This window comes from Streptomyces sp. NPDC052064, from assembly GCF_055585925.1.
On the sequence record NZ_JBVJJE010000016.1, the window covers coordinates 44,003 to 65,327 of the forward strand.

At 69.9% G+C, this 21,325-nt stretch carries 18 protein-coding genes and 1 pseudogene; 6 read left to right on the forward strand and 13 right to left on the reverse strand.

The window, feature by feature from the left end; genetic code table 11:
- Positions 1-8: 8 nt before the first annotated feature.
- The 4 genes from ACZ6TU_RS34720 (at position 9) to ACZ6TU_RS34735 (ending at position 4,720) form a co-directional block, all read left to right on the forward strand.
- Positions 9-1,268: a citrate synthase family protein gene (locus tag ACZ6TU_RS34720; RefSeq protein ID WP_467680976.1), complete on the forward strand. Its 1,260-nt coding sequence runs from the start codon at positions 9-11 to the stop codon at positions 1,266-1,268.
- 53 nt (positions 1,269-1,321) lie between these two features.
- Positions 1,322-2,266: a sucrase ferredoxin gene (locus ACZ6TU_RS34725; protein WP_467680978.1), complete on the forward strand. Its 945-nt coding sequence runs from the start codon at positions 1,322-1,324 to the stop codon at positions 2,264-2,266.
- Between the two features lie 103 nt (positions 2,267-2,369).
- Positions 2,370-4,040: a sensor histidine kinase gene (locus tag ACZ6TU_RS34730; protein ID WP_469552856.1), complete on the forward strand. Its 1,671-nt coding sequence runs from the start codon at positions 2,370-2,372 to the stop codon at positions 4,038-4,040.
- Positions 4,040-4,720: a response regulator gene (locus tag ACZ6TU_RS34735; RefSeq protein ID WP_469552923.1), complete on the forward strand. Its 681-nt coding sequence runs from the start codon at positions 4,040-4,042 to the stop codon at positions 4,718-4,720. The genes ACZ6TU_RS34730 and ACZ6TU_RS34735 overlap by 1 nt, the downstream gene beginning before the upstream one ends.
- A 27-nt stretch (positions 4,721-4,747) precedes the next feature.
- On the opposite strand, the gene ACZ6TU_RS34740 is transcribed toward ACZ6TU_RS34735, so the two are convergent.
- The 3 genes from ACZ6TU_RS34740 to ACZ6TU_RS34750 form a co-directional block, all read right to left on the reverse strand.
- Positions 4,748-5,809 (reverse strand): ABC transporter substrate-binding protein, encoded by a 1,062-nt coding sequence (locus tag ACZ6TU_RS34740; protein ID WP_467680982.1) that lies wholly within the window; start codon positions 5,807-5,809, stop codon positions 4,748-4,750.
- A 67-nt stretch (positions 5,810-5,876) separates the two neighbouring features.
- On the reverse strand, positions 5,877-6,740 hold the full coding sequence (locus ACZ6TU_RS34745; RefSeq protein WP_467680984.1) for an ABC transporter permease: 864 nt from the start codon (positions 6,738-6,740) through the stop codon (positions 5,877-5,879).
- Positions 6,730-7,545 (reverse strand): ABC transporter ATP-binding protein, encoded by an 816-nt coding sequence (locus ACZ6TU_RS34750; RefSeq protein WP_467680986.1) that lies wholly within the window; start codon positions 7,543-7,545, stop codon positions 6,730-6,732. Before ACZ6TU_RS34750 ends, ACZ6TU_RS34745 begins: the two co-directional genes overlap by 11 nt.
- A gap of 161 nt (positions 7,546-7,706) precedes the next feature.
- Here ACZ6TU_RS34750 and ACZ6TU_RS34755 point away from each other — a divergent pair, with 161 nt between their 5' ends.
- Positions 7,707-8,402 (forward strand): response regulator, encoded by a 696-nt coding sequence (locus tag ACZ6TU_RS34755; RefSeq protein ID WP_467680988.1) that lies wholly within the window; start codon positions 7,707-7,709, stop codon positions 8,400-8,402.
- Positions 8,403-8,427: 25 nt separating this feature from the next.
- Here ACZ6TU_RS34755 and ACZ6TU_RS34760 read toward each other — a convergent pair whose 3' ends face one another.
- From ACZ6TU_RS34760 to ACZ6TU_RS34785, 6 genes are all read right to left on the reverse strand, one after another.
- The gene (locus tag ACZ6TU_RS34760; protein ID WP_469552860.1) at positions 8,428-10,020 is read right to left on the reverse strand and encodes a solute symporter family protein; all 1,593 of its coding nucleotides are present in this window, start codon (positions 10,018-10,020) and stop codon (positions 8,428-8,430) included.
- Complete coding sequence (locus tag ACZ6TU_RS34765) at positions 10,017-10,577, reverse strand: DUF485 domain-containing protein (RefSeq protein WP_469552862.1); 561 nt, start codon at positions 10,575-10,577, stop codon at positions 10,017-10,019. The genes ACZ6TU_RS34760 and ACZ6TU_RS34765 overlap by 4 nt, the downstream gene beginning before the upstream one ends.
- A gap of 69 nt (positions 10,578-10,646) precedes the next feature.
- Positions 10,647-11,330: a response regulator transcription factor gene (locus ACZ6TU_RS34770; protein ID WP_469552864.1), complete on the reverse strand. Its 684-nt coding sequence runs from the start codon at positions 11,328-11,330 to the stop codon at positions 10,647-10,649.
- Positions 11,327-12,478: a sensor histidine kinase gene (locus ACZ6TU_RS34775; RefSeq protein ID WP_467680996.1), complete on the reverse strand. Its 1,152-nt coding sequence runs from the start codon at positions 12,476-12,478 to the stop codon at positions 11,327-11,329. Before ACZ6TU_RS34775 ends, ACZ6TU_RS34770 begins: the two co-directional genes overlap by 4 nt.
- 9 nt (positions 12,479-12,487) lie before the next feature.
- The gene (locus ACZ6TU_RS34780) at positions 12,488-12,754 is read right to left on the reverse strand and encodes a hypothetical protein (RefSeq protein ID WP_469552866.1); all 267 of its coding nucleotides are present in this window, start codon (positions 12,752-12,754) and stop codon (positions 12,488-12,490) included.
- 556 nt (positions 12,755-13,310) lie between these two features.
- Positions 13,311-15,434 (reverse strand): DNA gyrase/topoisomerase IV subunit B, encoded by a 2,124-nt coding sequence (locus tag ACZ6TU_RS34785; RefSeq protein WP_467681000.1) that lies wholly within the window; start codon positions 15,432-15,434, stop codon positions 13,311-13,313.
- Positions 15,435-15,875: 441 nt separating this feature from the next.
- On the opposite strand from ACZ6TU_RS34785, the gene ACZ6TU_RS34790 reads away from it, so the two are divergent.
- On the forward strand, positions 15,876-16,106 hold the full coding sequence (locus tag ACZ6TU_RS34790; protein ID WP_010034922.1) for a DUF7455 domain-containing protein: 231 nt from the start codon (positions 15,876-15,878) through the stop codon (positions 16,104-16,106).
- 134 nt (positions 16,107-16,240) lie between these two features.
- On the opposite strand, the gene ACZ6TU_RS34795 is transcribed toward ACZ6TU_RS34790, so the two are convergent.
- The 4 genes and pseudogenes from ACZ6TU_RS34795 to ACZ6TU_RS34810 all read right to left on the reverse strand — a co-directional run.
- Complete coding sequence (locus tag ACZ6TU_RS34795) at positions 16,241-17,077, reverse strand: S1 family peptidase (RefSeq protein WP_469552868.1); 837 nt, start codon at positions 17,075-17,077, stop codon at positions 16,241-16,243.
- 134 nt (positions 17,078-17,211) lie between these two features.
- Positions 17,212-18,750 (reverse strand): RNA polymerase sigma factor, encoded by a 1,539-nt coding sequence (locus tag ACZ6TU_RS34800; RefSeq protein ID WP_467681004.1) that lies wholly within the window; start codon positions 18,748-18,750, stop codon positions 17,212-17,214.
- A 427-nt stretch (positions 18,751-19,177) separates the two neighbouring features.
- Positions 19,178-20,065, reverse strand: coding sequence for a FadR/GntR family transcriptional regulator (locus tag ACZ6TU_RS34805; protein ID WP_467681006.1), 888 nt, complete (start codon positions 20,063-20,065; stop codon positions 19,178-19,180).
- Positions 20,066-20,226: 161 nt separating this feature from the next.
- Positions 20,227-21,325 (reverse strand): annotated as a pseudogene (locus tag ACZ6TU_RS34810) (ABC transporter); the annotation flags it as partial.

The window sequence follows — 21,325 nt, forward strand, 5'->3', positions numbered from 1 at the left end:
TGACCCCCATGCGCGATCAAGAACCCGCCCCCCTCGACGCGGAACGGCGGCTGAGCACCAAGGAGGCCGCCGAGCTGCTCGGCGTGAAGCCGGAGACCGTGTACGCGTACGTGAGCCGCGGTCAGCTCAGCAGCCGACGGGTGACCGGCGGCCGGGGCAGCACCTTCGACGCCAGAGAGGTCGAGGCGCTCGCCCGGCGTAACAGGCGGGAGAGCGCGGGGAGTTCCCCCTCCGGCGGCGAGTTGTCCGTACGGACCCGCATCACGCTCATCGAGAGCGACCGCTACTACTACCGCGGTGTCGACGCGGTCGACCTGGCCACCCGGCACACCTACGAGGAGGTCGCGGAGTGGCTGTGGACCGGCCGGATGCAGCCGGGCAGCACGTTCACCGCGCCGGCCGCCTCGGTCGCCGTCGCCCGCCGCGCCGTCGACGCGCTGCCCGAACACGCCGCGCCCACCGACCTGCTGCGCGTCGCGACGATCGCCGCCGCGACCGCCGACCCGCTGCGCTTCGACCTGTCCGAGGGAGCCGTGCTCGGCACGGCGCGCACCCTCATTCCCACGCTCGTCGCCGCTCTGCCGCCGGCGGGACACGACCGCCGTGACAAGGGGCCCCTGGCCCACCGCCTGTGGACCCGGCTGTCGCCGCGCAAGGACCCCGACGAGGCGTCCCTGCGCGCCCTGGACACTGCCCTCGCCCTCCTCGTCGACCACGACCTGGCCGCCTCCACGCTCGCGGTGCGCGTCGCCGCGTCGGCCCGTGCCCACGCGTACGCGGCGGTCTCCGCCGGACTCGGCGTGATCGAGGGCCCGCTGCACGGCGCGGCCAGCGGGCTCGCCCACCGGCTGCTCGTCGATGTGCTCGACCAGGGTGACGCCGCGCCCGTGATCGCGGACGAGCTGCGCGCCGGCCGCCGTATCCCGGGACTCGGCCACCGGCTCTACCCGGGCGAGGACCCACGCGCGCGTGCCCTGTTCGCCCTCCTGGAGCAGATCCCGCGCGCGGAACCCGCCCTCCTCGCGGCCCGGGACATCGTCGAGACCACCGCCCGCCACGCCCCCCTGCACGCCAACGTCGACCTGGCGCTCGCCGTGCTCACCACGTCCTGCGGCATGCCTCCGACCGCGGGCGAGACGATCTTCGCGGTGGCCCGTACGGCGGGCTGGATCGCCCACGCCCTGGAGGAGTACGGCGAGCGCCCGCTGCGCATGCGCCCGAGCGGTCTCTATGCCGGTCCGAAGCCGCCTCAGCCACTACCGGAGTAACGCAGGACGGGGCCGAGAGTCTCGGTGAGCCAACTCAGGTTAGGCTCACCTCTGTGAGTACGTGCTCAAGCGTCTCCCGGGACTACGACGAGCCCGTTTCGGGAACCGCGGCCACCGCGAGGACCTGGCTGTTGCTGGAACAGCCCGGTCCGTGGGGTGCCAAGGCGCTCACTTCGAGCCACCTGGACCCCGCACTGGGCCGTGCCCTGGAGGCAGCAGCGAAGGACACGGGCGTACGGATCGTGCTCATCCGCCGCCCCGGACGCCACGCGGACCGCCGGATGCCCGCCACCCGCCGGGTGTACGCGGCCCACACCGTTCCGGGAAACGTGTGGCTGCACGAGGCCACGACCTCGGACCCCGGGCAACTCCTCGATCTCGACTTCGCCGCACTCGGCCGGGGCGAGCACCGCTCCTTCGACGCGGTGCTCGGCGGACGGCCCCACGACGGAGATCCGCTCGCCCTCGTCTGCACCAACGGCAAGCGCGACCGCTGCTGCGCCCTTCTCGGCCGGCCTCTCGCGGCCGAACTCGTCATCTCCGGGGTCGATGGCGTCTGGGAGGTCACCCATCTGGGTGGTCACCGCTTCTCCCCGACTGTGCTCGTGCTGCCGTACGGATACGCGTACGGCCGGGCCGAGGCGCACACCCTCAAGGAGGTCCTGCACGGCGCGCGGGAGGGGCGGATCGTCGTGGAGGGGTGCCGGGGCCGCTCGGCCTGGGAACGGCCCGGTCAGGCGGCCGAACTCGCAGTGCGCACCAAGATCGGCGAATACGCCGCGGAGGCGCTGAGCGTCGTACGGACGGCCGGCGCGGCCCCGCGCTGGGAGATGACCGTCGCCCACGCCGACGGGCGCCGCTGGCAGGTCGAGGTGGCTCAGGGCGCGGCCCTGCCGCCCCGGCCGGAGAGCTGTGGAGCGGCAGTCCTCGGTTCGCCCGCGCGGATGGACGTGGTGGCGGTGCGCGAGGTGAGGGTGACGACGGCGCTCGCGAGCTGACCGGTCCGCCGACCGCGGTCCGGACCCTCCCCTCAAGCATTGATCAAGAGATCCACGCCACACCCATTACGGCAGGTAGCCAGCCCCACGTACCTTCTTGGGTATGAGCCCCACTCCCCCCGCACGCCGCCTGCGCCTCGGCCTGCCCCGGCGGGTGTTCTCGCAGGTACTGCTGATGCAAGTGGCGATCGCCGCGGGAGTCGCGGTCCTCGCGACCGGGCTGTTCCTCGCGCCCCTGAGCGACCAGCTGGACGACCAGGCGATGCGCCGAGCGCTCGCCATCGCGCAGACCACCGCGCAGCAGCCGGGCCTCGCGGAGGAGGTGAGGGACACGCCTCCCTCCCCGAACGGTCCGGTGCAGAGGGATGCCGAGCGGATCCGGAAGGCCACGAAGGCCGAGTACATCGTGGTGATGGACTGGCGGGGCGTGCGGTGGTCGCACACCGACCTGAAGCAGATCGGCGGCATCGTCTCGACCGACCCCGGCCAGGCCCTGGCCGGCAAGGAGGTCATGGAGATCGACAGCGGCACCCTCGGCCGCTCCGCCCGCGGCAAGGTGCCGCTGCGTGACAGCGACGGCACGGTCGTCGGCGCCGTCTCGGTCGGCATCGCCTACGACAGCGTCCGGGCCCGGCTGATCCACGCGATCCCGGGGCTGCTCGCGTACGCCGGAGGTGCCCTGGCCGTCGGCGCGCTGGCCGCGTGGCTCATCTCCCGGCGGGTCCACCGGCAGACCAGGGACCTGGCCTTCTCGGACATCGCGTCGCTCCTGTCGGAACGCGAGGCGATGCTGCACGGCATCCGGGAGGGCGTCGTCGCCCTGGACCGCACCGGCCGCATCCGGCTCGTCAACGACGAGGCGCAGCGCCTGCTGGGCATCGGGGACGCTGTGCTGGGCCGCTCCCCCGACGAGGCGCTAGGCGCGGGCCGCACGGCCGACGTGCTGGCCGGCCGCGTGACCGGCACGGACCTGCTCACCGTGCGGGGCCAGCGGGTGCTGGTCGCCAACCGTATGCCCACCGACGACGGCGGCGCCGTGGCCACCCTGCGCGACCGCACGGAGCTGGAGCAGCTGGGCCGCGAGCTCGACTCCACCCGCGGCCTGATCGACGCCCTGCGCGCCCAGGACCACGAGCACGCCAACCGTATGCACACGCTCCTGGGGCTGCTCGAACTGGAGATGTACGACGACGCCGTGGAGTTCGTCGGCGAAGTGGTCGGTGACCACCGGGCCACCGCGGAACAGGTCACCGAGCGGATCGAGGACCCGCTGCTCGCCGCCCTGCTGGTCGGCAAGGCGACCGTCGCGGCCGAGCGGGGCGTCGCCCTGTGGGTGTCGGACCGGACCCGGCTGCCCGACCGGCTGATCGATCCCCAGGGGCTCGTCACCGTCGTCGGCAACCTGGTCGACAACGCCCTCGACGCCGTCGCGGGCAAGCCGCACGCGCGCGTGGAGGTCGAACTGCGCGCCGAGGATCGTACGGCGATCCTCCGGGTGCGCGACACGGGCCCGGGAATCCCGCCGGAGCACCGGGAGTTGATCTTCACCGAGGGATGGTCCACGAAGAAGCCGCCCGCGCACCGCGAGCGGGGCATCGGGCTCTCCCTGGTGCGCAGGCTCGCCGAGCGGCAGGGGGGCAGCGCGACCGTCGGCGAGGCGCACGGCGGAGGCGCGGAGTTCACCGTCGTCCTGCCCGAGGCGCTGGCCCAGCCGGGCCCGGAACCGGCCCTGACCGTGCCGTCAGCTCCGCAGACCGCCAAGGAGGGGTCGTGATGATCGAGGTGCTGGTCGTGGACGACGACACCAGGGTCGCGCGGGTCAACGCCGCCTACGTCGAGAAGGTGCCGGGCTTCCGTGTCGCCGGCGAGGCCCACAGCGCCGCGGACGCGCTGCGCCAGCTGGAGACGCTGCCCCGGCTCGACCTGGTGCTGATGGACCACTACCTGCCCGACGAGACGGGGATCGCGGTCGTCCAGGAGATGCGCCGGCGCGGCCACCAGACCGACGTGATCATGGTGACGGCGGCCCGGGACGTGTCCACCGTGCAGGCGGCGATGCGGCACGGCGCGTTGCAGTACCTGGTCAAGCCGTTCGCCTTCGCCGGCCTGCGCTCCAAGCTGGAGGCGTACGCGGAACTGCGCCGCACCCTCGACGGCGGCGGGGAGGCGGAGCAGGCCGAGGTCGACCGCATCTTCGGGGCGCTGTCGGCCCCCTCCGAGCCGGACCTTCCCAAAGGCCACTCCCCCACCACGGCGGAGCTGGTCCGTCAGTCCCTGATGAACGCGGACGGGCCTCTGTCCGCCCAGGAGATCGCCGAGCGGACCGGGGTGAGCCGCCAGACCGCCCAGCGCTATCTGAAGCTCCTGGAGCGCACGGGCCGGGCCAGGCTGACCCTCAAGTACGGAGACGCGGGCCGCCCGGAACACCGTTACGTGTGGGCGACCCGCGCCTAGGCGGTCAGTCTGAGGCCGTTTCGGCTGTCAGCCGGTGGCCTTCTTCGTGAACTCCGTCGTGTAGGTCCGGGAGAGGTCGATCTTGGCGTTCTTGATGTTGGGGTTGAACGCCTTGAGCACCTTCTCCACAGTCTCGGGGCCGTCCGCGGGCATCACGCCGTCCTTCGTGAACATCGGCAGTGTGCTCTTGATCGCCTGTGCGTAGAGCGCCTTGTCGCCCTGCGAGTAGTCGGCCGGCATCTTGTCGGCGATCTGGGACGCGCTGTGTGTGGACATCCATGTGAGCGTCTTGACGAATGCGTTGACCAGCTTCTGGACCGTGCTTTTGTGGCTGTTCACCCAGTCCGTCTGCATGTACAGACTTGACGACGGATACGGGCCGCCGAGCGCCTCCTGCGACCCCTGCGGCGTCCGCATGTCGAGCAGGATCTTCCCCGCCTTCTTGTCCAGGATCTGGGCGACGGTCGGGTCGGTCGTCATGCCGCCGTCGATCGAGCCCCTCTGGAGCGCCGAGATGAACGTCGGGCCGGCACCGACGGCGACGGGCGTGAAGTCGCTGACGCTCACGCCGTTCTTGACGGCGAGGTACTTGGTGAGGAAGTCGGTCGAGGAACCGAGGCCGGTGATGCCGAGCTTCCTGCCCTTGAAGTCCTTGGGTGAGGTGATGTCGCCCGCCGCCTTCTCGGAGACCACCTCCACCTCGCCGGGGGCGCGCGAGAACTGCACGACCGACTCGACGTGCTTGCCCTTGGTCTGAAGGTCGAGGGTGTGGTCGTAGAAGCCGACGGCTCCCTGGACCTGCCCGGAGACGAGCGCGGTCTCGGCCTGAACGCCGGCGGGCTCCGTCAGCAACTGCACGTCGAGTCCCTCGGCGTCGAAGTAGCCGAGCCGCTGGGTGAGCATGGCGGGCAGGTAGATGACCTTGTCCAGCCCACCGACCATGATCTTGACCTTCTCGCCCTTCCCGCCGCCCGTGCTGCCGGAGCCGGTCGACGCCGTACTGGCGGCGTCGTTGGCACAGGCGGTGAGCGAGGAGAGGGCAAGGAGGCCTGCGGCGGCCAGGGTGGTGTAGCGGGCGGTCTTGCGCATGGCGGTTCACGTCCTTGTGAAAGCGGAGGAAGACAGAGGGCGGAGAAGGGGGCGTACGGGGTGGGTGTCAGTGCTCGGAACCCGCCGGCTTCCAGCGGAAGATGCGGCGCTCGGCAAAGGTGAGCAGCCCCTCGGCTAGGAGCGCGACGACCGCGAGGATGACCATCGCCGCGTACACCCCGGCCGCGTTGAACGTGCCCTGGGACTGCGCGACGAGCAGGCCGATGCCCTTGGTGGCGCCGATGTACTCGCCGACGATGGCGCCGATGAGGGCGAAGCCGAAGCTCACATGGAGGCTGGTGAAGATCCAGGAAGTGGCGGACGGGATGACCACCTGAAGGGTCACCCTGCGGTCGCTCGCGCCCAGGATGCGGGCGTTGGAGACGAGGTTGCGGTCGACCTCGCGGGCACCCTGGAAGGCGTTGAAGAACACCGGGAAGAAGACGAGGACGACGGCCGACGCGACCTTGGAAGCCGGGCCGAGCCCGAACCAGATCACGAAGATCGGGGCGAGGACGATCCTGGGAATCGAGTTGAGCACCTTGATGTACGGACCAAGTACATCGGCGAGCAAGGTGATCCGCCCCAGTGCAATGCCGAGGACGACGCCGGTGGCCACCCCGAGGACCCAGCCGAGCAGCGCCTCGTAGAGCGTGTACCAGATCTGCTCACCCAGGGAGCCGAGCGCGGTCCCGTGCGTCACCCAGGTGTAGATCTGGTCCCAGATCTGCGAGGGCATGGAGAAGTTGAACGGATCGATGATCTTGGCCCGGGACAACGCCTCCCACAGGCCGAGGACACCGATCAGCAGCAGCGCCCGGACGGCGTTGATGAGGACCTTCCGCCTGCGCGCCGCGCGGGCCCGCGAGTGGGCGCGGTCCGGGGCCTTGGCCGTCTCCACGACCGGCGTGCTGAGCAGCTCAGGCGACATGGGCGGCACTCCTCTCGCGGGTGATGCGCACCTCTTCGCCGAGGGACTCCCAGATCTCGCGGTAGATCTCGATGAACCGCGGCTCCAGGCGCACCGCCTCGACCTTGCGCGGCCGCGGCAGGTCGATGGTGAAGACCTCCTTGACGGTGGCGGGACCGGCGGTCATGACGACGACCTTGTCGGCCAGGGCGATGGACTCCTCCAGGTCATGGGTGACGAAGACGACCGATGCCTGCGTGCCCGCCCACAGTTCGAGCAACTCGTCCGACATCAGCGCCCTGGTCTGCACGTCGAGTGCCGAGAACGGCTCGTCCATGAGCAGGATCTCGGGGTCGTTGACGAAGGTCGCGGCGAGCGCGACGCGTTTGCGCTGGCCGCCGGAGAGCTGGTGCGGGTAGCGGTCCTCGAAGGCCTCGAGCCCGACCCGGGCCAGCCAGTCGCGCGCCAGCCGCTTCGCCTCCGCCTTGGGCACGCCACGGAAGCGCGGTCCCGCCATCACATTGGACAGCACCGTACGCCAGGGGAAGGTAGCGTCCTGCTGGAAGACGAAGCCGACCTTGTCGCCGACGCCGCGCACCGGCTCCCCGGCGACCAGCACCTCACCCTCGGTGGGCTCCTCCAGGCCGCTGACCAGGGTCAACGTGGTCGACTTGCCGCAGCCCGTGGGGCCGACGACCGCGACGAACTCCCCACGGCCAACCGTGAGATCCAGGTCCCGGACGGCCGTGTGCAGGCCTCCTGACGGGGTCCTGAACGTCTTGCTCGCGCCCCGCAGCTCGATGGCGGGGCTGGTGTCTGCGCTCATGGCCGGGGACGGTAGATCCGGCTCGGCAGGCCGCATCAGTCTTGTGAGCGCATACCGTTCTTTTGCTCGCAAGAGCCTGTTGTGCTCGTTTTGCGCGGGATACAAAAACGTAGCCGAAACAAGGGCTTGACGCCCGCATGGCCTTGACGGAAAGAGGCCCGATGATTGACGTCCTGGTCGTGGACGACGACTTCCGTGTCGCCGAGATCAACGCCAAGTACGTGGGAAAGGTTCCCGGTTTCCGGGTGGCGGCCCGCGCTCACAGTGCTGCCCAGGCTCTGGCGGCGGTGCAGCGCGGAGGGATCGATCTGGTCCTGCTGGACCACTATCTCCCCGACGGGACAGGCCTCGAACTCGTCCACCGTATGCGAGAACAGGGCCATGGCACCGACGTCATCATGATCACCGCTGACGGCGACGTGGCGACCATCCAGGCTGCCATGCGCCTGGGCGCCCTGCACTACCTCGTCAAACCGTTCACCTTCGCCGCGCTGCACACCCGCCTGGAGTCCTATGCCGCCCTGCGCCGCACCGTCGAGAGGGTCGGGGGCGGCCGCGGCATCGCAGTCCAGGAACAGGTCGACCGGATCTTCAGCGCCCTGCGCACCACCCCGGCCCTCGCGTCACCGAGGCTGCCGAGCGGCCACTCGGAGCCGACGACGGAACTGATCTGCCGCGTCCTGCACCGCGCCGACCACCCGCTCTCCGCCCACGAGGTCGCCGTCGAGACCGGGCTGAGCCGCTCCACCGCCCAGCGCTATCTGCGCCGCCTGGAGCAGTCCGGCCGTCTGCGCCTCTCCCTCAAGTACGGCGACACGGGTCGGCCCGAACACCGTTATGCGTGGGTGGCGCCGTAGCCGTACGCCGGTGAAGGCACCGCCTCTACGCCGCTCCCGCCCCGGTCAGCGACCGCACCTCGGTCTCGGCATGCTTGGCCTCGTCCGGGACCTCCGCCGAGGTGGCCGTGCCCAGCCAGCCCGCAAGGAAGCCCAGCGGGATCGAGACCAGGCCCGGGTTCTGCAACGGGAAGTACTGGAAGTCGACGTTCGGGAACAGTGCGTCGGGGCTTCCGGAGACCACCGGGGACAGCACCACGAGCACCACGGCCGGGATCAGACCGCCGTAGACGGCCCATACGGCGCCACGTGTGGTGAAGCCGCGCCAGAACAGGGAGTAGAGCAGCACCGGAAGGTTCGCCGACGCGGCGACGGCGAAGGCGAGGCCCACCAGGAACGCGACGTTGAGATTCCGCGCCAGCAGACCGAGAGCGATCGCCACGACGCCGACACCGAGGGCCGCGACACGGGCCACGGCCACCTCGCTGCGGGGCTTGCCGCCGCGGCGCCGCAGTGACGCGTACAGGTCGTGGGCCACCGACGCCGAGGACGCGAGCGTGATCCCGGCGACCACGGCGAGGATCGTGGCGAAGGCGACCGCGGCGACAACCGCGAAGAGAACCGTTCCACCCGTGGATCCGGCACCACCGCCCAGATCGAGCGCCAGCAGCGGAACGGCCGTGTTCCCGGCCGCGTTGGACGCGCGTACCGCGTCGGGGCCCACGATGGCGGCCGCGCCGAAACCGAGCACGATCGTCATCAGGTAGAAACCGCCGATGAGCCAGACAGCCCAGACGACCGAACGGCGTGCGGCGCGCGCGGTGGGCACGGTGTAGAAGCGGGACAGGATGTGCGGCAGCCCGGCCGTGCCCAGCACCAGGGCCAGCCCCAGACTGATGAAGTCGAAACGAGCGGTCCAGTCCCCGCCGTACTTCAACCCGGGCGCCAGAAACGCCTCCCCGTGACCGCTGCGCTCGGCCGCCGTGAGCAGCAGCCGGTCCAGGTCGCCGTGGAAGCGCACCAGGACGAGCACCGTCAGCGCGATCGTGCCGCCGAGCAGCAGGACGGCCTTGACGATCTGGATCCACGTCGTCGCCCGCATCCCTCCCAACGACACATAGATCACCATGAGCGCGCCGACCCCGATGACGGTCCAGGCCCGCGCCGCCCCACTCGTGCCCCCGAGCAGCAGCGCCACCAGGCTGCCCGCGCCGACCATCTGCGCCACCAGGTACAGAACGGACACGGTGACCGAGGACGTTCCCGCCGCGATCCGTACCGGCCGCTCCCTCATCCGCGCCGCCACAACGTCCGAGAGCGTGAACCGGCCGCAGTTGCGGACCAGTTCGGCCACGAGGAACAGCACCACCAGCCAGGCCACGAGGAAACCGACGACATACAGCAGCCCGTCGTAGCCGAACAGTGCGATGAGCCCGGTGACCCCCAGGAAGGAGGCGGCCGACATGTAGTCACCGGCGAGGGCAAAACCATTCTCCATGGGTGAGAAGAGCCGCCCGCCCGCGTAGAACTCCTCCACCGAACCGCGCCGGTTGCGGCTCACCCAGGTCGTGATCGCCAGCGTGACCGCGACGAACCCGCTGAACAGCAGCAGCGCCAGCGTCTGGTGTTCACCCGTCACGAGACACCGCCGTTCACGCCGCGCGTCAGCTCCTGTGTGTCCCAGCGCAGTTCGAGCGCCGCCCGGTCCCTGCGCAGCCGCGCGTGCCGCGCGTACGCCCAGGTGAACAGGAAAGTGGTCAGGAACTGCCCGAGCCCCGCCACCAGCGCCACGTTCACCGTTCCCACCACGGGCCGGGCCATCGGCTCCGGCGCGGTCGTGGCAACCACGACGTAGCCCACGTACCAGGCGAAGAAGGCTACGAAGGCCGGCACCACGAACCTCCGATACCGCCGCCGCACCTCCTGGAAGGCCTCACTGCGCTGCACCTCCAGGTACACGTAGGCCGCCGCGACCCCGGTCTCGCCCTCACCGCGTGCCGACGGGACCACGGCCGGAGTCGGCACCCCGGCACCGGCCGACTCGCCCCAGCCGGAGGCGAGGGCGTCGTACCAGGGATCGTCGTACCTGAGGTGCCCGGCCTCCCCGGCCGGGACCGGGTCGGCACCGTCGAGTTGTTCGGCCGGACTTTTCTGACCAGCCCCGTCTCCACGGGGACGGCCCTTGCTTGGCTGCATGCCCAAGGATGGACAGAACGGAATGATCCCCGACTCTTCTTCCCCTCGCTCTTCACCCCATCAGGTGACTCAACCCGCTGGTGGTCGCACCAGTCCCTTTCCGTACGCGTAACGCACCGCTTGTGCACGGTCCTTGAGCCCCGTCTTGGCGAAGAGGTTGTTGATGTGGGTCTTCACGGTCGCGGTGGAGACGTGCAGCCTGCGGCCGATCTCCTGGTTGCTGAGCCCTTCGGCGATGAGGAACAACACCTCCGTCTCCCGCACGGTGAGCCCGTCCGGCGCCTCAGGGGCTGCGGCCGGTCTCGCCTCGGTCTCCGCCAGACGCTCCAGCAGCCGCCTCTGAATGCTCGGCGAGAGACCCGCGTCCCCCGACAGCACGCTGTGTACGGCCCGCACGATCTCCTCTCCGTCGGCATCCTTCGTGAGATAGCCGCGCGCTCCCGCAGCCAGTGCCGGGAAGAGAGACTCGTCGTCGGCGTACGTCGTGAGCACCACCACCTGCGTCCCGGGGTACTCCGCGCGGATCCTGCGGGTCGCCTCCACCCCGTCGCAGCGAGGCATACGCAGGTCCATCAGCACCACGTCCGGGGCGACTTCGGCGACGAGCCGCACCGCCTCCTCCCCATCCCCCGCCGCGCCGACGACCTCGATCCCGGGCAGCAGACCGAGCAGCATCACGATGCCCTCCCGCACCACGGTCTGGTCGTCCGCGACCACCACCCGAGCGTGCTTCCGCTCGGCCTCCTCCGTCATACCGGCACCTTCAACGTCACCACGAACCCCTCCTCACCCGGCCCGGCCTCGAACGAACCGCCCAGCAGCTCGGCTCGCTCCCGCATGCCCAGCAGACCGTACCCGGCTCCCATCCCGGTCAGCTCGCCCGGCGAGCCGCCCGAGTCCCGCACATCCAGGGTCACTTCGTGCGGGTTGTAGTCGAGCCGCAGGCGCACCTTGGCGCCCGGGGCGTGTTTGCGGGCATTCGTCAGAGCCTCCTGAGCCGCTCTGCGCACAGCCTGCGAAGCCTCGGCCGGCAGTGCCCTGCGTTCACCCGTGATGGTGATCTCGGCGCCGTCGGCCGTACCCACCAACTGGTTCAGGAACTCCTCCAGCGGGGTCAGATCCCCCCGCAGGGCGGAGAGCGCCTGCCGCGTCTCAGAGAGCCCGCCACGCGCCATCTCCCGTGCCGCCACCACTCGTTCGAGAACCTGCTCCCGTTCCCCGCCACGCTCGATCAGCAACCTGGCCGCCTCCAAGTGCACGAGCTGGGCCGAGAGGCTGTGCGCCAGCACGTCGTGAATCTCCCGCGCTATACGCGCCCGCTCGGCGAGTGCCGCCGTCTCCGCCTCGGCCGCACGCGCGGCCCGCTCCTGGGCGAGCAGCCGCTGGGCGCTGCCGCGGGCCTCGGCGTCCAGGCGCAGCGTGTATCCGGCCAGGGCGAGGCCTACGCCGGTGACCACGGACGTCAGCACCTCGTCGTTGTTGACGGCCACGAACGAACCGAGTGCCACGCCCGCTGCACTGAAGGCGACTGCCAGTGGGAGCCGCTCCAGCGCCGAGACGGCGCATCCACACCACATGACCAGGGCCGCGACTTTGAAGCCCGACATCTGGGCCGCGACGGCGACACCCTGAAGCAACGCGAGCGACGCCAGCGACGACCACAGCCGGTGCTGGAGCGTGGTCCGGAAGAACACCCAGGCGAGCAGCGCCGCCAGAAGCACCCCTCCGGCTCCGGCCGCCGCCTTCCAGCCACGCACCTCGCTCCCGGCAAAGGCACCCCACATCAGCACACCGAGGACCAGGGCCCTCACCGTCCAGGCCAGCAGGCACCGGGAGCGTGAAAGTCCCTCGCGGCTGAGCGCCTCCCGGGAAGGCCAGCGTGTCCACGCGTTCTCCTTCACACCTGCCCCTTACCTGCGCCATCCTGCTGTCACCGTACGCCCAGCCCGAGTTCGCGGCAGGGCGAGGCAACCGACCGCGCCAGGCCACAATTCCGGTGCTGAGGCCGTGTGGTGATGGGCGGCGAGTATGCCGGGTTCATGCAGTGCGACGACGGCCGGGGTCGCGGGCAGGAGCCACCAGCGGCGCTCGCCGTCGATAGGGGTTGCGCGGAACTGCCGGGCGATCACCAGTGCGGCAACGACCACGATCACCAGCACGTCGACGAGCCCGGACATCACAACCTCCGTGAGCGAGAAAGGAGATGCCGGCAGCGCTGCCACCGACGCCTTCGACGTTACGGAAATCGCCAGGTCACGGGATCGGAGTGTGGGTGGATCATAGGTGGATTCCCGACCGGGCGTCTCTCCACCCAGGGGTGGAGACGGCTCGGACGCGGCGGTCTGGGATCCGTATGCGGGCCGGGTCGTCCAAGCCGGTCAGGCCGTACACCAGGCACGGCACGGATCCCGCACCGGCTTCCCGGCTGAGCCGGACCCGACCGGAACCACTGAAGCCGGACCAGCCGAACCGGACTCGTTGAAGCCGAAACAGGCCGGACCAGCACCATGCCCACACCACGCACGCCCACCCGTGCTCGCCCGAGGCCCCCCTCAAGCAGCGGGAGGACCTGGCACGATCGCTCGCAGCGCCAGCCGGCGGCAGCTGAGCCAGCACCCGCCCCCGACCCCGACCCCGACCCCGACCCCGACCCCGACCAGATCAGATCAGATCAGATCAGATCACCAGCATCCCAGCCCCGCCCTGCCCTGCCAGAGCCCAGCGCAGCGGCGGCTACGCATCGATCCGCGACCGGTCCAGCGTCGCCGCCGAGTTGGAGATGAACTCCTTGCGCGGCGCGACGTCGTTGCCCATGAGCAGATCGAAGACCTGCTCGGCGGCCTCGAGGTCGGAGAGGTTGATCCGGCGCAGAGTGCGGTGGCGCGGGTCCATGGTCGTCTCGGCCAGCTGGTCGGCGTCCATCTCGCCGAGACCCTTGTAGCGCTGGATCGAGTCCTTGTAGCGGACGCCCTTGCTCTGGAGCTCCATGAGCTTGTCGCGCAGCTCCCGGTCCGAGTACGTGTAGATGTACTTGTCCTGGCCCTTCTTCGGCTGGACGATCTCGATGCGGTGCAGCGGCGGCACCGCCGCGAAGACTCGGCCGGCCTCGACCATGGGCCGCATGTAGCGGTGGAACAGGGTCAGGAGCAGGGTGCGGATGTGCGAGCCGTCGACGTCGGCGTCGGTCATCATGATGATCTTGCCGTAGCGGGCCGTGTCAATGTCGAAGGTCCGGCCCGATCCGGCTCCTATGACCTGGATGATCGCGCCACACTCGACGTTCTTGAGCATGTCCGTCACGGACGACTTCTGGACGTTGAGGATCTTGCCCCGAATCGGCAGCAGCGCCTGGAACTCGGAGTTCCGGGCGAGCTTCGCCGTACCGAGCGCGGAGTCGCCCTCGACGATGAACAGTTCGCTGCGGTCGACGTCGTCGCTGCGGCAGTCGGCGAGCTTGGCCGGCAGCGAGGAGGACTCCAGGGCCGTCTTGCGGCGCTGTGCGTCCTTGTGCTGCCTGGCGGCGATGCGCGTACGGGCCGCGGCGACGGCCTTCTCCAGCACGACACGGGCCTGCTGGGCGGCGTCACGCTTCGTGGACGTCAGGAACGCCTTGAGTTCCTTGGTGACCACGTTGTTCACGATGCGGCGGGCCGCCGAGGTCCCGAGGACCTCCTTGGTCTGGCCTTCGAACTGCGGCTCGGCGAGACGTACGGTGACGACCGCGGTCAGGCCCTCGAGGGCGTCGTCCTTGACGATGTCGTCCTCTGCGACGCGCAGGAGCTTCTTGGTGCGCAGCACCTCGTTCATCGTCTTGGCGACGGCCTGCTCGAAGCCGGCGACGTGCGTACCGCCCTTGGGGGTGGCGATGATGTTGACGAACGACCTGAGCGTCGTGTCGTAGCCGGTCCCCCAGCGCAGCGCGACGTCGACGCCGAGCTCTCGGGTGACCTCGGTGGGCGTCATCTGACCGTGGTCGTCCAGGACGGGGACCGTCTCCTTGAAGCTGCCCTGTCCGGAGAAGCGGAGGACGTCGCAGATCGGCTTGTCGTTCGCCAGGTATTCGCAGAACTCGCTGATTCCGCCGTCGAAGCGGAAGGACTCCTCGCCCTTGCTGCCGCCCTCGCCGAGCCCGTACTCGTCGCGCACGACGATGGTCAGGCCGGGCACCAGGAACGCGGTCTGGCGGGCGCGCTGGTGCAGGTTCTCCAGGGAGAGCTTGGCGTCCTTGAGGAAGATCTGGCGGTCGGCCCAGTACCGCACGCGGGTGCCTGTGCGGGTCTTCGGGATCTTCTTCGCCTTGCGCAGGCCGCTCTTGGCCTCGAACTTCGCGTCCATGCCGGTACCGGCGAAGGCGCCCGGGACACCGCGCCGGAAGCTGATCGCGTGGGTGTGTCCACCGCGGTCCACCTCGATGTCCAGACGGGCGGACAGGGCGTTCACCACGGAGGCGCCGACGCCGTGCAGACCGCCGGAGGCGGCGTACGAGCCGCCGCCGAACTTGCCGCCGGCGTGCAGCTTGGTCATGACGACCTCGACACCGGAGAGACCGGTCTTGGGCTCGACGTCGACCGGGATACCCCGGCCGTTGTCCCGGACCTCGACCGAGCCGTCGTCCTGGAGGATGACCTCGATGTGGTCGCAGTAGCCGCCGAGGGCCTCGTCGACGGAGTTGTCGATGATCTCCCAGAGGCAGTGCATCAGGCCACGGCTGTCAGTCGACCCGATATACATACCGGGGCGCTTCCGCACGGCCTCGAGCCCCTCGAGGACGAGCAGGTGCCGCGCGGTGTAGTTGGACCCGTCCCGGTCTGCTCCTGCCAGCAGAGCTGTGGACGGCACGGACGTCTCGGCGGTCACGCGGTTCGCTCCTCGCTGAATTTCAGATGGGGCCCTCATGGGTAAGGGCGCGGCTTCAGTCACCGGTGAGAGGGTACCGAGGCCTGGTAGAGCCGTTGTAACGCCACCCTCGTCGGAAACTCACCCTAGTGCAGACTCGCATGCCTGTTCGATCCCTCGTTGGAGTGAAGCACACATCACGTTCCCTTCCAGGCATGAACCATTTAGGCTCCGGGCACGTCCTCATGAACAACCGGCAATCCAGCCGGGAGGACCGACCACCGATACAACGCGAAGCCCCGTAAGACACATAGACACGCAATACGGCACATTCGCCGCCAACCGGCAGCAGACAGCCGCCTCGCAAAGATTTTTCGAGGAAAAGCCACGAGCGGGAACGTTTTGGGGCTGGTTGGATGTTGACCCTGGTACGACAGCTCGTCGAGCTAGAGAAGAGGCGACGTGACTACTGTTCTGACCCCTGCGAGCCAGTTGACGGCCGCTGATCGCTGCGACCGCTGCGGCGCCCAGGCGTACCTGCGCGTCGTCCTGCTCAGCGGCGGAGAACTGCTCTTTTGCGCCCACCACGGGCGCAAGTTCGAGCCGGAACTCAAGAAGATCGCCGCTGAGATACAGGACGAGACGGAGCGGCTGACGTCCGCTCCCGCGACTGCCTCCGAAGAAGAGCGCTGACGCCTCGCGTCCGACGACGAGCCAGCCCGGCAGAGGCCGGTGAACGGGCGGCTGCTTCCGCTATGGAGGCAGCCGCCCGTCCTCGTCCCCGCGAGCCCGCTCAGGCTCCTCCGGACGCCCTCCGCATGGTTTCTTCACACACGTGTCCAGCCGAGCGACCGCATGATGCCGGACACGCGCATGTACACCCCGGGATTGCGGGCCTGCCCGCAGCCGATCCCCCAGGACACGAGTCCGATCAACCGCCCCTGGGCCACCAGAGGTCCCCCGCTGTCGCCCTGGCAGGCATCCCGGCCCCCCTTCGCTTCTCCGGCGCACAGCATGCTCCTGGCGTCGTAGACGCCGTCCGCACCTCCCGCATACGCCTCCTCACAGAGAGCGTCAGGGAGCACACGCACGCGTGCCGCCCGCAGACTGTTCGGATACTCCCCGGCACCCGAGACATCACCCCATCCGTACACCGTCGCGGCCCCGCCCGCGGTGTACGCGGGGTCACCGCCGGCCGCCATGCCGATGACCGAGTCGGCGGGGAGAGGCTCGGCGAGGGTGAGTACGGCGAAATCACCGACGTTGCTGCCAGCGTCGTAGGCCGGGTTCACCCAGGTGTCTCGCACCGCGACCTCCTGGCCACCGCGGTCCGAGAGCAGGTCCGTGCGCCCTGCTATGACCCTGAGATCGCGTACGCGCTCCGGCGGCCCACCCAGGACCTCCTCGTCCACGCAGTGGGCCGCGGTGAGCACGGTGCTGCGACCGACCGCCACGCCGCCGCAGAACTGCCCCGCGCGCGTACCCCCGAACCGGTCACGACTGGACAGGGCCACCGTCCACGGGCTCTCCGACACGTCGACGGGAAATCCCCCTATGACCACCCCGTCGGCCGCCACAGGGGCACTGGAACCCACTGACAGGCCGGATACCGCTGCTGCCACGACCAGCGGTCGAGCCAGAGCCCGGACAAAGCGACGACGCATACACACTCCTCACTCCGTGGTGTCGGCGAGACACCCAGAGTGATCCACCCCGTGACGGCCCGCACCCGCGGAGAGGCATGACGAAGGCCCGGCCCCCTAAGGGGGAACCGGGCCTTCCGCGTCGACCGCTACGACTAGTCGAGGTAGTCGCGCAGCACCTGCGAACGGGACGGGTGGCGCAGCTTCGACATGGTCTTCGACTCGATCTGGCGGATCCGCTCACGCGTGACGCCGTAGACCTTGCCGATCTCGTCGAGGGTCTTCGGCTGACCGTCGGTGAGACCGAAGCGCATCGAGACGACGCCCGCCTCGCGCTCGGACAGGGTGTCCAGGACGGAGTGCAGCTGCTCCTGGAGGAGCGTGAAGCTGACCGCGTCGGCGGGGACGACAGCCTCGGAGTCCTCGATGAGGTCACCGAACTCGCTGTCGCCGTCCTCGCCCAGCGGGGTGTGCAGCGAGATCGGCTCGCGGCCGTACTTCTGGACCTCGATGACCTTCTCCGGGGTCATGTCGAGTTCCTTCGCCAGCTCCTCCGGGGTGGGCTCGCGGCCCAGGTCCTGAAGCATCTGGCGCTGCACGCGCGCGAGCTTGTTGATGACCTCGACCATGTGCACCGGGATACGGATGGTGCGGGCCTGGTCGGCCATGGCGCGGGTGATCGCCTGACGGATCCACCAGGTGGCGTACGTGGAGAACTTGTAGCCCTTGGTGTAGTCGAACTTCTCGACCGCGCGGATCAGACCGAGGTTGCCTTCCTGGATGAGGTCCAGGAAGAGCATGCCGCGGCCGGTGTAGCGCTTGGCCAGGGAGACCACCAGACGGAGGTTGGCCTCCAGGAGGTGGTTCTTGGCGCGGCGGCCGTCCTCGGCGATGATCTCCAGCTCGCGCTTGAGCTTCGGGGCGAGCTTGTCGGCGTTGGCCAGCTTGTCCTCGGCGAACAGTCCGGCCTCGATGCGCTTGGCGAGCTCGACCTCCTGCTCGGCGTTGAGCAGCGGGACCTTGCCGATCTGCTTGAGGTAGTCCTTGACCGGGTCGGCGGTGGCACCGGCGGCGGCAACCTGCTGGGCGGGCGCGTCGTCCTCGTCGTCGTCGGACAGCACGAAGCCGGCGTTCTCCGTGCCCTCGGGCTCCTCGCCGGTCTTGCCGGGAGCGGCCTCCTCGAGCACCTCCTCTTCGAGAAGCTCGACGTCGTCCTTCTTGGCGCTGGTCTTCTTCGCCGCGGTCTTCTTGGCAGGCGCCTTCTTCGCGGCCGCCTTCTTGGCGGTCGTCTTCTTGGCAGCTGCCTTCTTGGCGGGTGTCTCTTCCTCGGCGGCGGGCTCGGCTGCGGGCGCCGCCGGCGTGGCGGAGGCGGTTGCCTTCCTGGTGGTCACCGCCTTGGCCGCGACCGTCTTGGTGGCGGTGCGCTTGGCGGGACTCTTCGCTGCGACGCTCTTTCGGGTGCGCTTGGGCTCTGCGGCACTGACCATCAGCGTCACACCCTCTTCCTCGAGGATCTGGTTGAGGCTGCGCAGTACGTTCTTCCACTGAGTGGCCGGAATCTGGTCAGCTTCGAAGGCCCGACGCACGTCATCGCCGGCGATCTGCCCCTCAGCCTTTCCCCGCTCAATGAGAGCCATGACAGAGACGGATTCGGCGATCTCCGGCGGGAGCGTACGGGATGTGCTGGCCGACACGAACAACCTCTCGGAACGTTGGAAAACGGCTTCCGGCCCCGTCCACAGTGGACAGGAGCCGACCGCCGGCTTGGAGGTGGGCCGACGGCGCGGGCGGGGGCCGGGAAGATGCACAGCGCCGTGAACGGCGTCCGTATTCCCTCCGCGGCTGTCACCTCTTAGGTCATCGCGTTCTTCCCGCGAGCGTTACGCCCAATTCGCGTGGCCCGAGTCACACCCCGTAAGCGAACAAAAGCGATCAAACTGGGGCAAAAGAGGTCGTACGTGACTGTTGCCTGGCCGCTCCCGCGGATCTCCGCCCCCTTCGCGCCGTCGGACCCCGCGGGATCGCGAGGATCCCGCGGGGTCCGACGGAAGGCGGTTCACCGAACGGGCACTGCCACAGGAGGGGGGTGGCACACCCAGCCGCGCCGCCCGCGGAACACGGTCAGTGCTCGCGCGGAGCGGGCACCACGCGTTCCACCTCGGGGTGGACCATGAGAAGTTGCCGCATCGCCGCCTCGGCCGCGGTTCCGTCGCCGGCGGCGAGGGCGTCGCAGATGCGACCGTGGTGCGCCAGCGACGCCTCGTTCGGCCGGTCACAACCCGTGACCGGACCGCCGGAGACCTGGAGGGCCGCGGACACGATCCCGGAGAGGTGCTCCAGCATGCGGTTGCCGGCGACCTGGATGAGCAGCGAGTGGAACTCGGAGTCGGCGCGGGAGAAGGTGAGCGCATCACCCTGGGCCATCGCCTGCCCCATGATCTCGACCATGTCCGTCAGACGCTGCTGGACGCCCTCGCGCCCGTGCCCGGCGGCGAGGCGGGCGGCGAGCGGCTCGATCGTCCACCGCAGCTCGCTCAGCTCGCGGCGCTGGTCGTCGCGCTGCGGCCCGAAGGCCCGCCACTCGATGATGTCCGGGTCGAGGAGGTTCCAGTCGCTGACGGGGCGCACGCGCGTGCCGACGTTCGGGCGGGCGCTCACCAGGCCCTTGGCCTCCAGGACGCGGAGCGACTCGCGGACGACGGTGCGGGAGACCTCGAACCGCTGGCCGATCTCCTCGGGCACCAGCGGACGGTCGGCGCCCAGGTCGCCGGAGACGATCATCTGACCCAGCTGCTGGACGAGTTGGCCGTGCAGCCCGCGTCCGCGGCTGCCCGCGGCGCGCCTGCCGACCCGGCCCAGCTCTGGGTCCCCGCCGTCCCAGGCAGGGGCACCGACGCGGTCGACGGCGGGCGCCTCTGCGTAGGGGTAGCGGTCGAGTTCGCCCGGGCTCGCGAGGCCGGAGTCAGCGGAGCGGGCGGCGGTCATCATGGTGTGCGCAAGGGTACTCACGCATCCTTTGTCGGCGCCGTCTCCAACTCCCTTGAGGTCTTTGGTGAAAAGCACACGAAAGGGTGATCGCTCACCCCGTCGCAATTGACGCCTTATCGGAAAGAAATGGGCGTTCTGCGGGGAGTTGTGCGCATGGCCCGACTAAGGGTTACGGACAGTCGTCACCGGAACCGGCTCCGCAGCGCGGTGAGCAGATACGCGCAGAGCAGCACGGTCAGCGACAACATCAGTGCGCCGCCGACAGGTTGGGAGATCACGCTGAGCGCGGCTTCCAGGTAGCGCTCGCCCCCGAAGGGCCATCGCGGCAGCAGAGCCTCGCGCAGCCGCATGGGAAGTCCCGCCGCAGTCCGCACGGAGGGCCCCTCCAGGACCTTGTGCACCGCGGGTACGACGAGGAGCGGCACGGCGGCCACGGCGGCCAGCCCGGCCGTGGTGGAACGGAAGACACCTGCGGCCAGAACGCCCGCCCAGGCGCAGCCGACCACCAGTCCGATCCAACTCGCTCCCAACGGCAGCCAGTCGGCGGGAACCTGGGTGAGCTCCCGTCCGTAGACGAGATAGAGCACTTCGGCGTCGCAGCCGACGGTGAGGGCGGCCAGCATCAGCGCGGTGGCCGTGGAGACGAGCAGTTTGGCGGCCAGCAGCCCCAACCGGCGGGGCACAGTGCCGCGGTCCGCGGCCAGGGCGGGGTGGCGGAACTCGTCGCCGAAGGCCAGCGCGCCGAGCAGCCCCGCGCCGAGCGCCGCGGGCGGCAGGGGCAGCTCCTGCGGCCACGCGACCAGCAGGCGCTGCTGCGGGGTGTGCCCGATACGGGCGAGCACGACGGCGGTCACGGCGGACACGACGAGCACGGCGGCCCCGGTGATGAACCCGGTGCCGATCCCGGCGGCACGGCGGATCTCGTAGCGGAGGGGGCGGAGAGGGCTGGGGGCGGGGCGGACGGAGATGGGAGGCGGCAGAGGGGGCAGTGCGTCGAGCGTGCGTGCCGTGCGTGCCGTGCGGGTGTCGGCGGGGTGGAACGCGCGGAGTGTCGCCTCCTGAGGACGGGCATCGGCGTTGGACGGGTGGCCGGCCGAGGGAAGGTCCGAGCGCTCATGTGGCTCTGCGGCGGACTGCGCGTGCTCGGAGGAGGGAAACGGCTCGTCGGCGACCGGTTTCGGTGCGTCGACGGTGGGTCGTGACTCAGCCGGGGGTCGCGGCTCGGCGGTGGCGGCAACTGGGTCGGCGGTGACCGGGGCCGACTCCGACACCTCGACGACA

What these genes read in the sequence shown, in the direction of transcription:
- ACZ6TU_RS34735 (WP_469552923.1), top strand. Translation starts at nt 4,040, where the DNA reads ATGATCGAGGTGCTGGTCGTGGACGACGACACCAGGGTCGCGCGGGTC.
- ACZ6TU_RS34740 (WP_467680982.1), bottom strand. Translation starts at nt 5,809, where the DNA reads ATGCGCAAGACCGCCCGCTACACCACCCTGGCCGCCGCAGGCCTCCTT.
- ACZ6TU_RS34755 (WP_467680988.1), top strand. Translation starts at nt 7,707, where the DNA reads ATGATTGACGTCCTGGTCGTGGACGACGACTTCCGTGTCGCCGAGATC.
- ACZ6TU_RS34720 (WP_467680976.1), top strand. Translation starts at nt 9, where the DNA reads ATGCGCGATCAAGAACCCGCCCCCCTCGACGCGGAACGGCGGCTGAGC.
- ACZ6TU_RS34745 (WP_467680984.1), bottom strand. Translation starts at nt 6,740, where the DNA reads ATGTCGCCTGAGCTGCTCAGCACGCCGGTCGTGGAGACGGCCAAGGCC.
- ACZ6TU_RS34750 (WP_467680986.1), bottom strand. Translation starts at nt 7,545, where the DNA reads ATGAGCGCAGACACCAGCCCCGCCATCGAGCTGCGGGGCGCGAGCAAG.
- ACZ6TU_RS34770 (WP_469552864.1), bottom strand. Translation starts at nt 11,330, where the DNA reads ATGACGGAGGAGGCCGAGCGGAAGCACGCTCGGGTGGTGGTCGCGGAC.
- ACZ6TU_RS34730 (WP_469552856.1), top strand. Translation starts at nt 2,370, where the DNA reads ATGAGCCCCACTCCCCCCGCACGCCGCCTGCGCCTCGGCCTGCCCCGG.
- ACZ6TU_RS34765 (WP_469552862.1), bottom strand. Translation starts at nt 10,577, where the DNA reads ATGCAGCCAAGCAAGGGCCGTCCCCGTGGAGACGGGGCTGGTCAGAAA.
- ACZ6TU_RS34780 (WP_469552866.1), bottom strand. Translation starts at nt 12,754, where the DNA reads ATGTCCGGGCTCGTCGACGTGCTGGTGATCGTGGTCGTTGCCGCACTG.
- ACZ6TU_RS34795 (WP_469552868.1), bottom strand. Translation starts at nt 17,077, where the DNA reads ATGCGTCGTCGCTTTGTCCGGGCTCTGGCTCGACCGCTGGTCGTGGCA.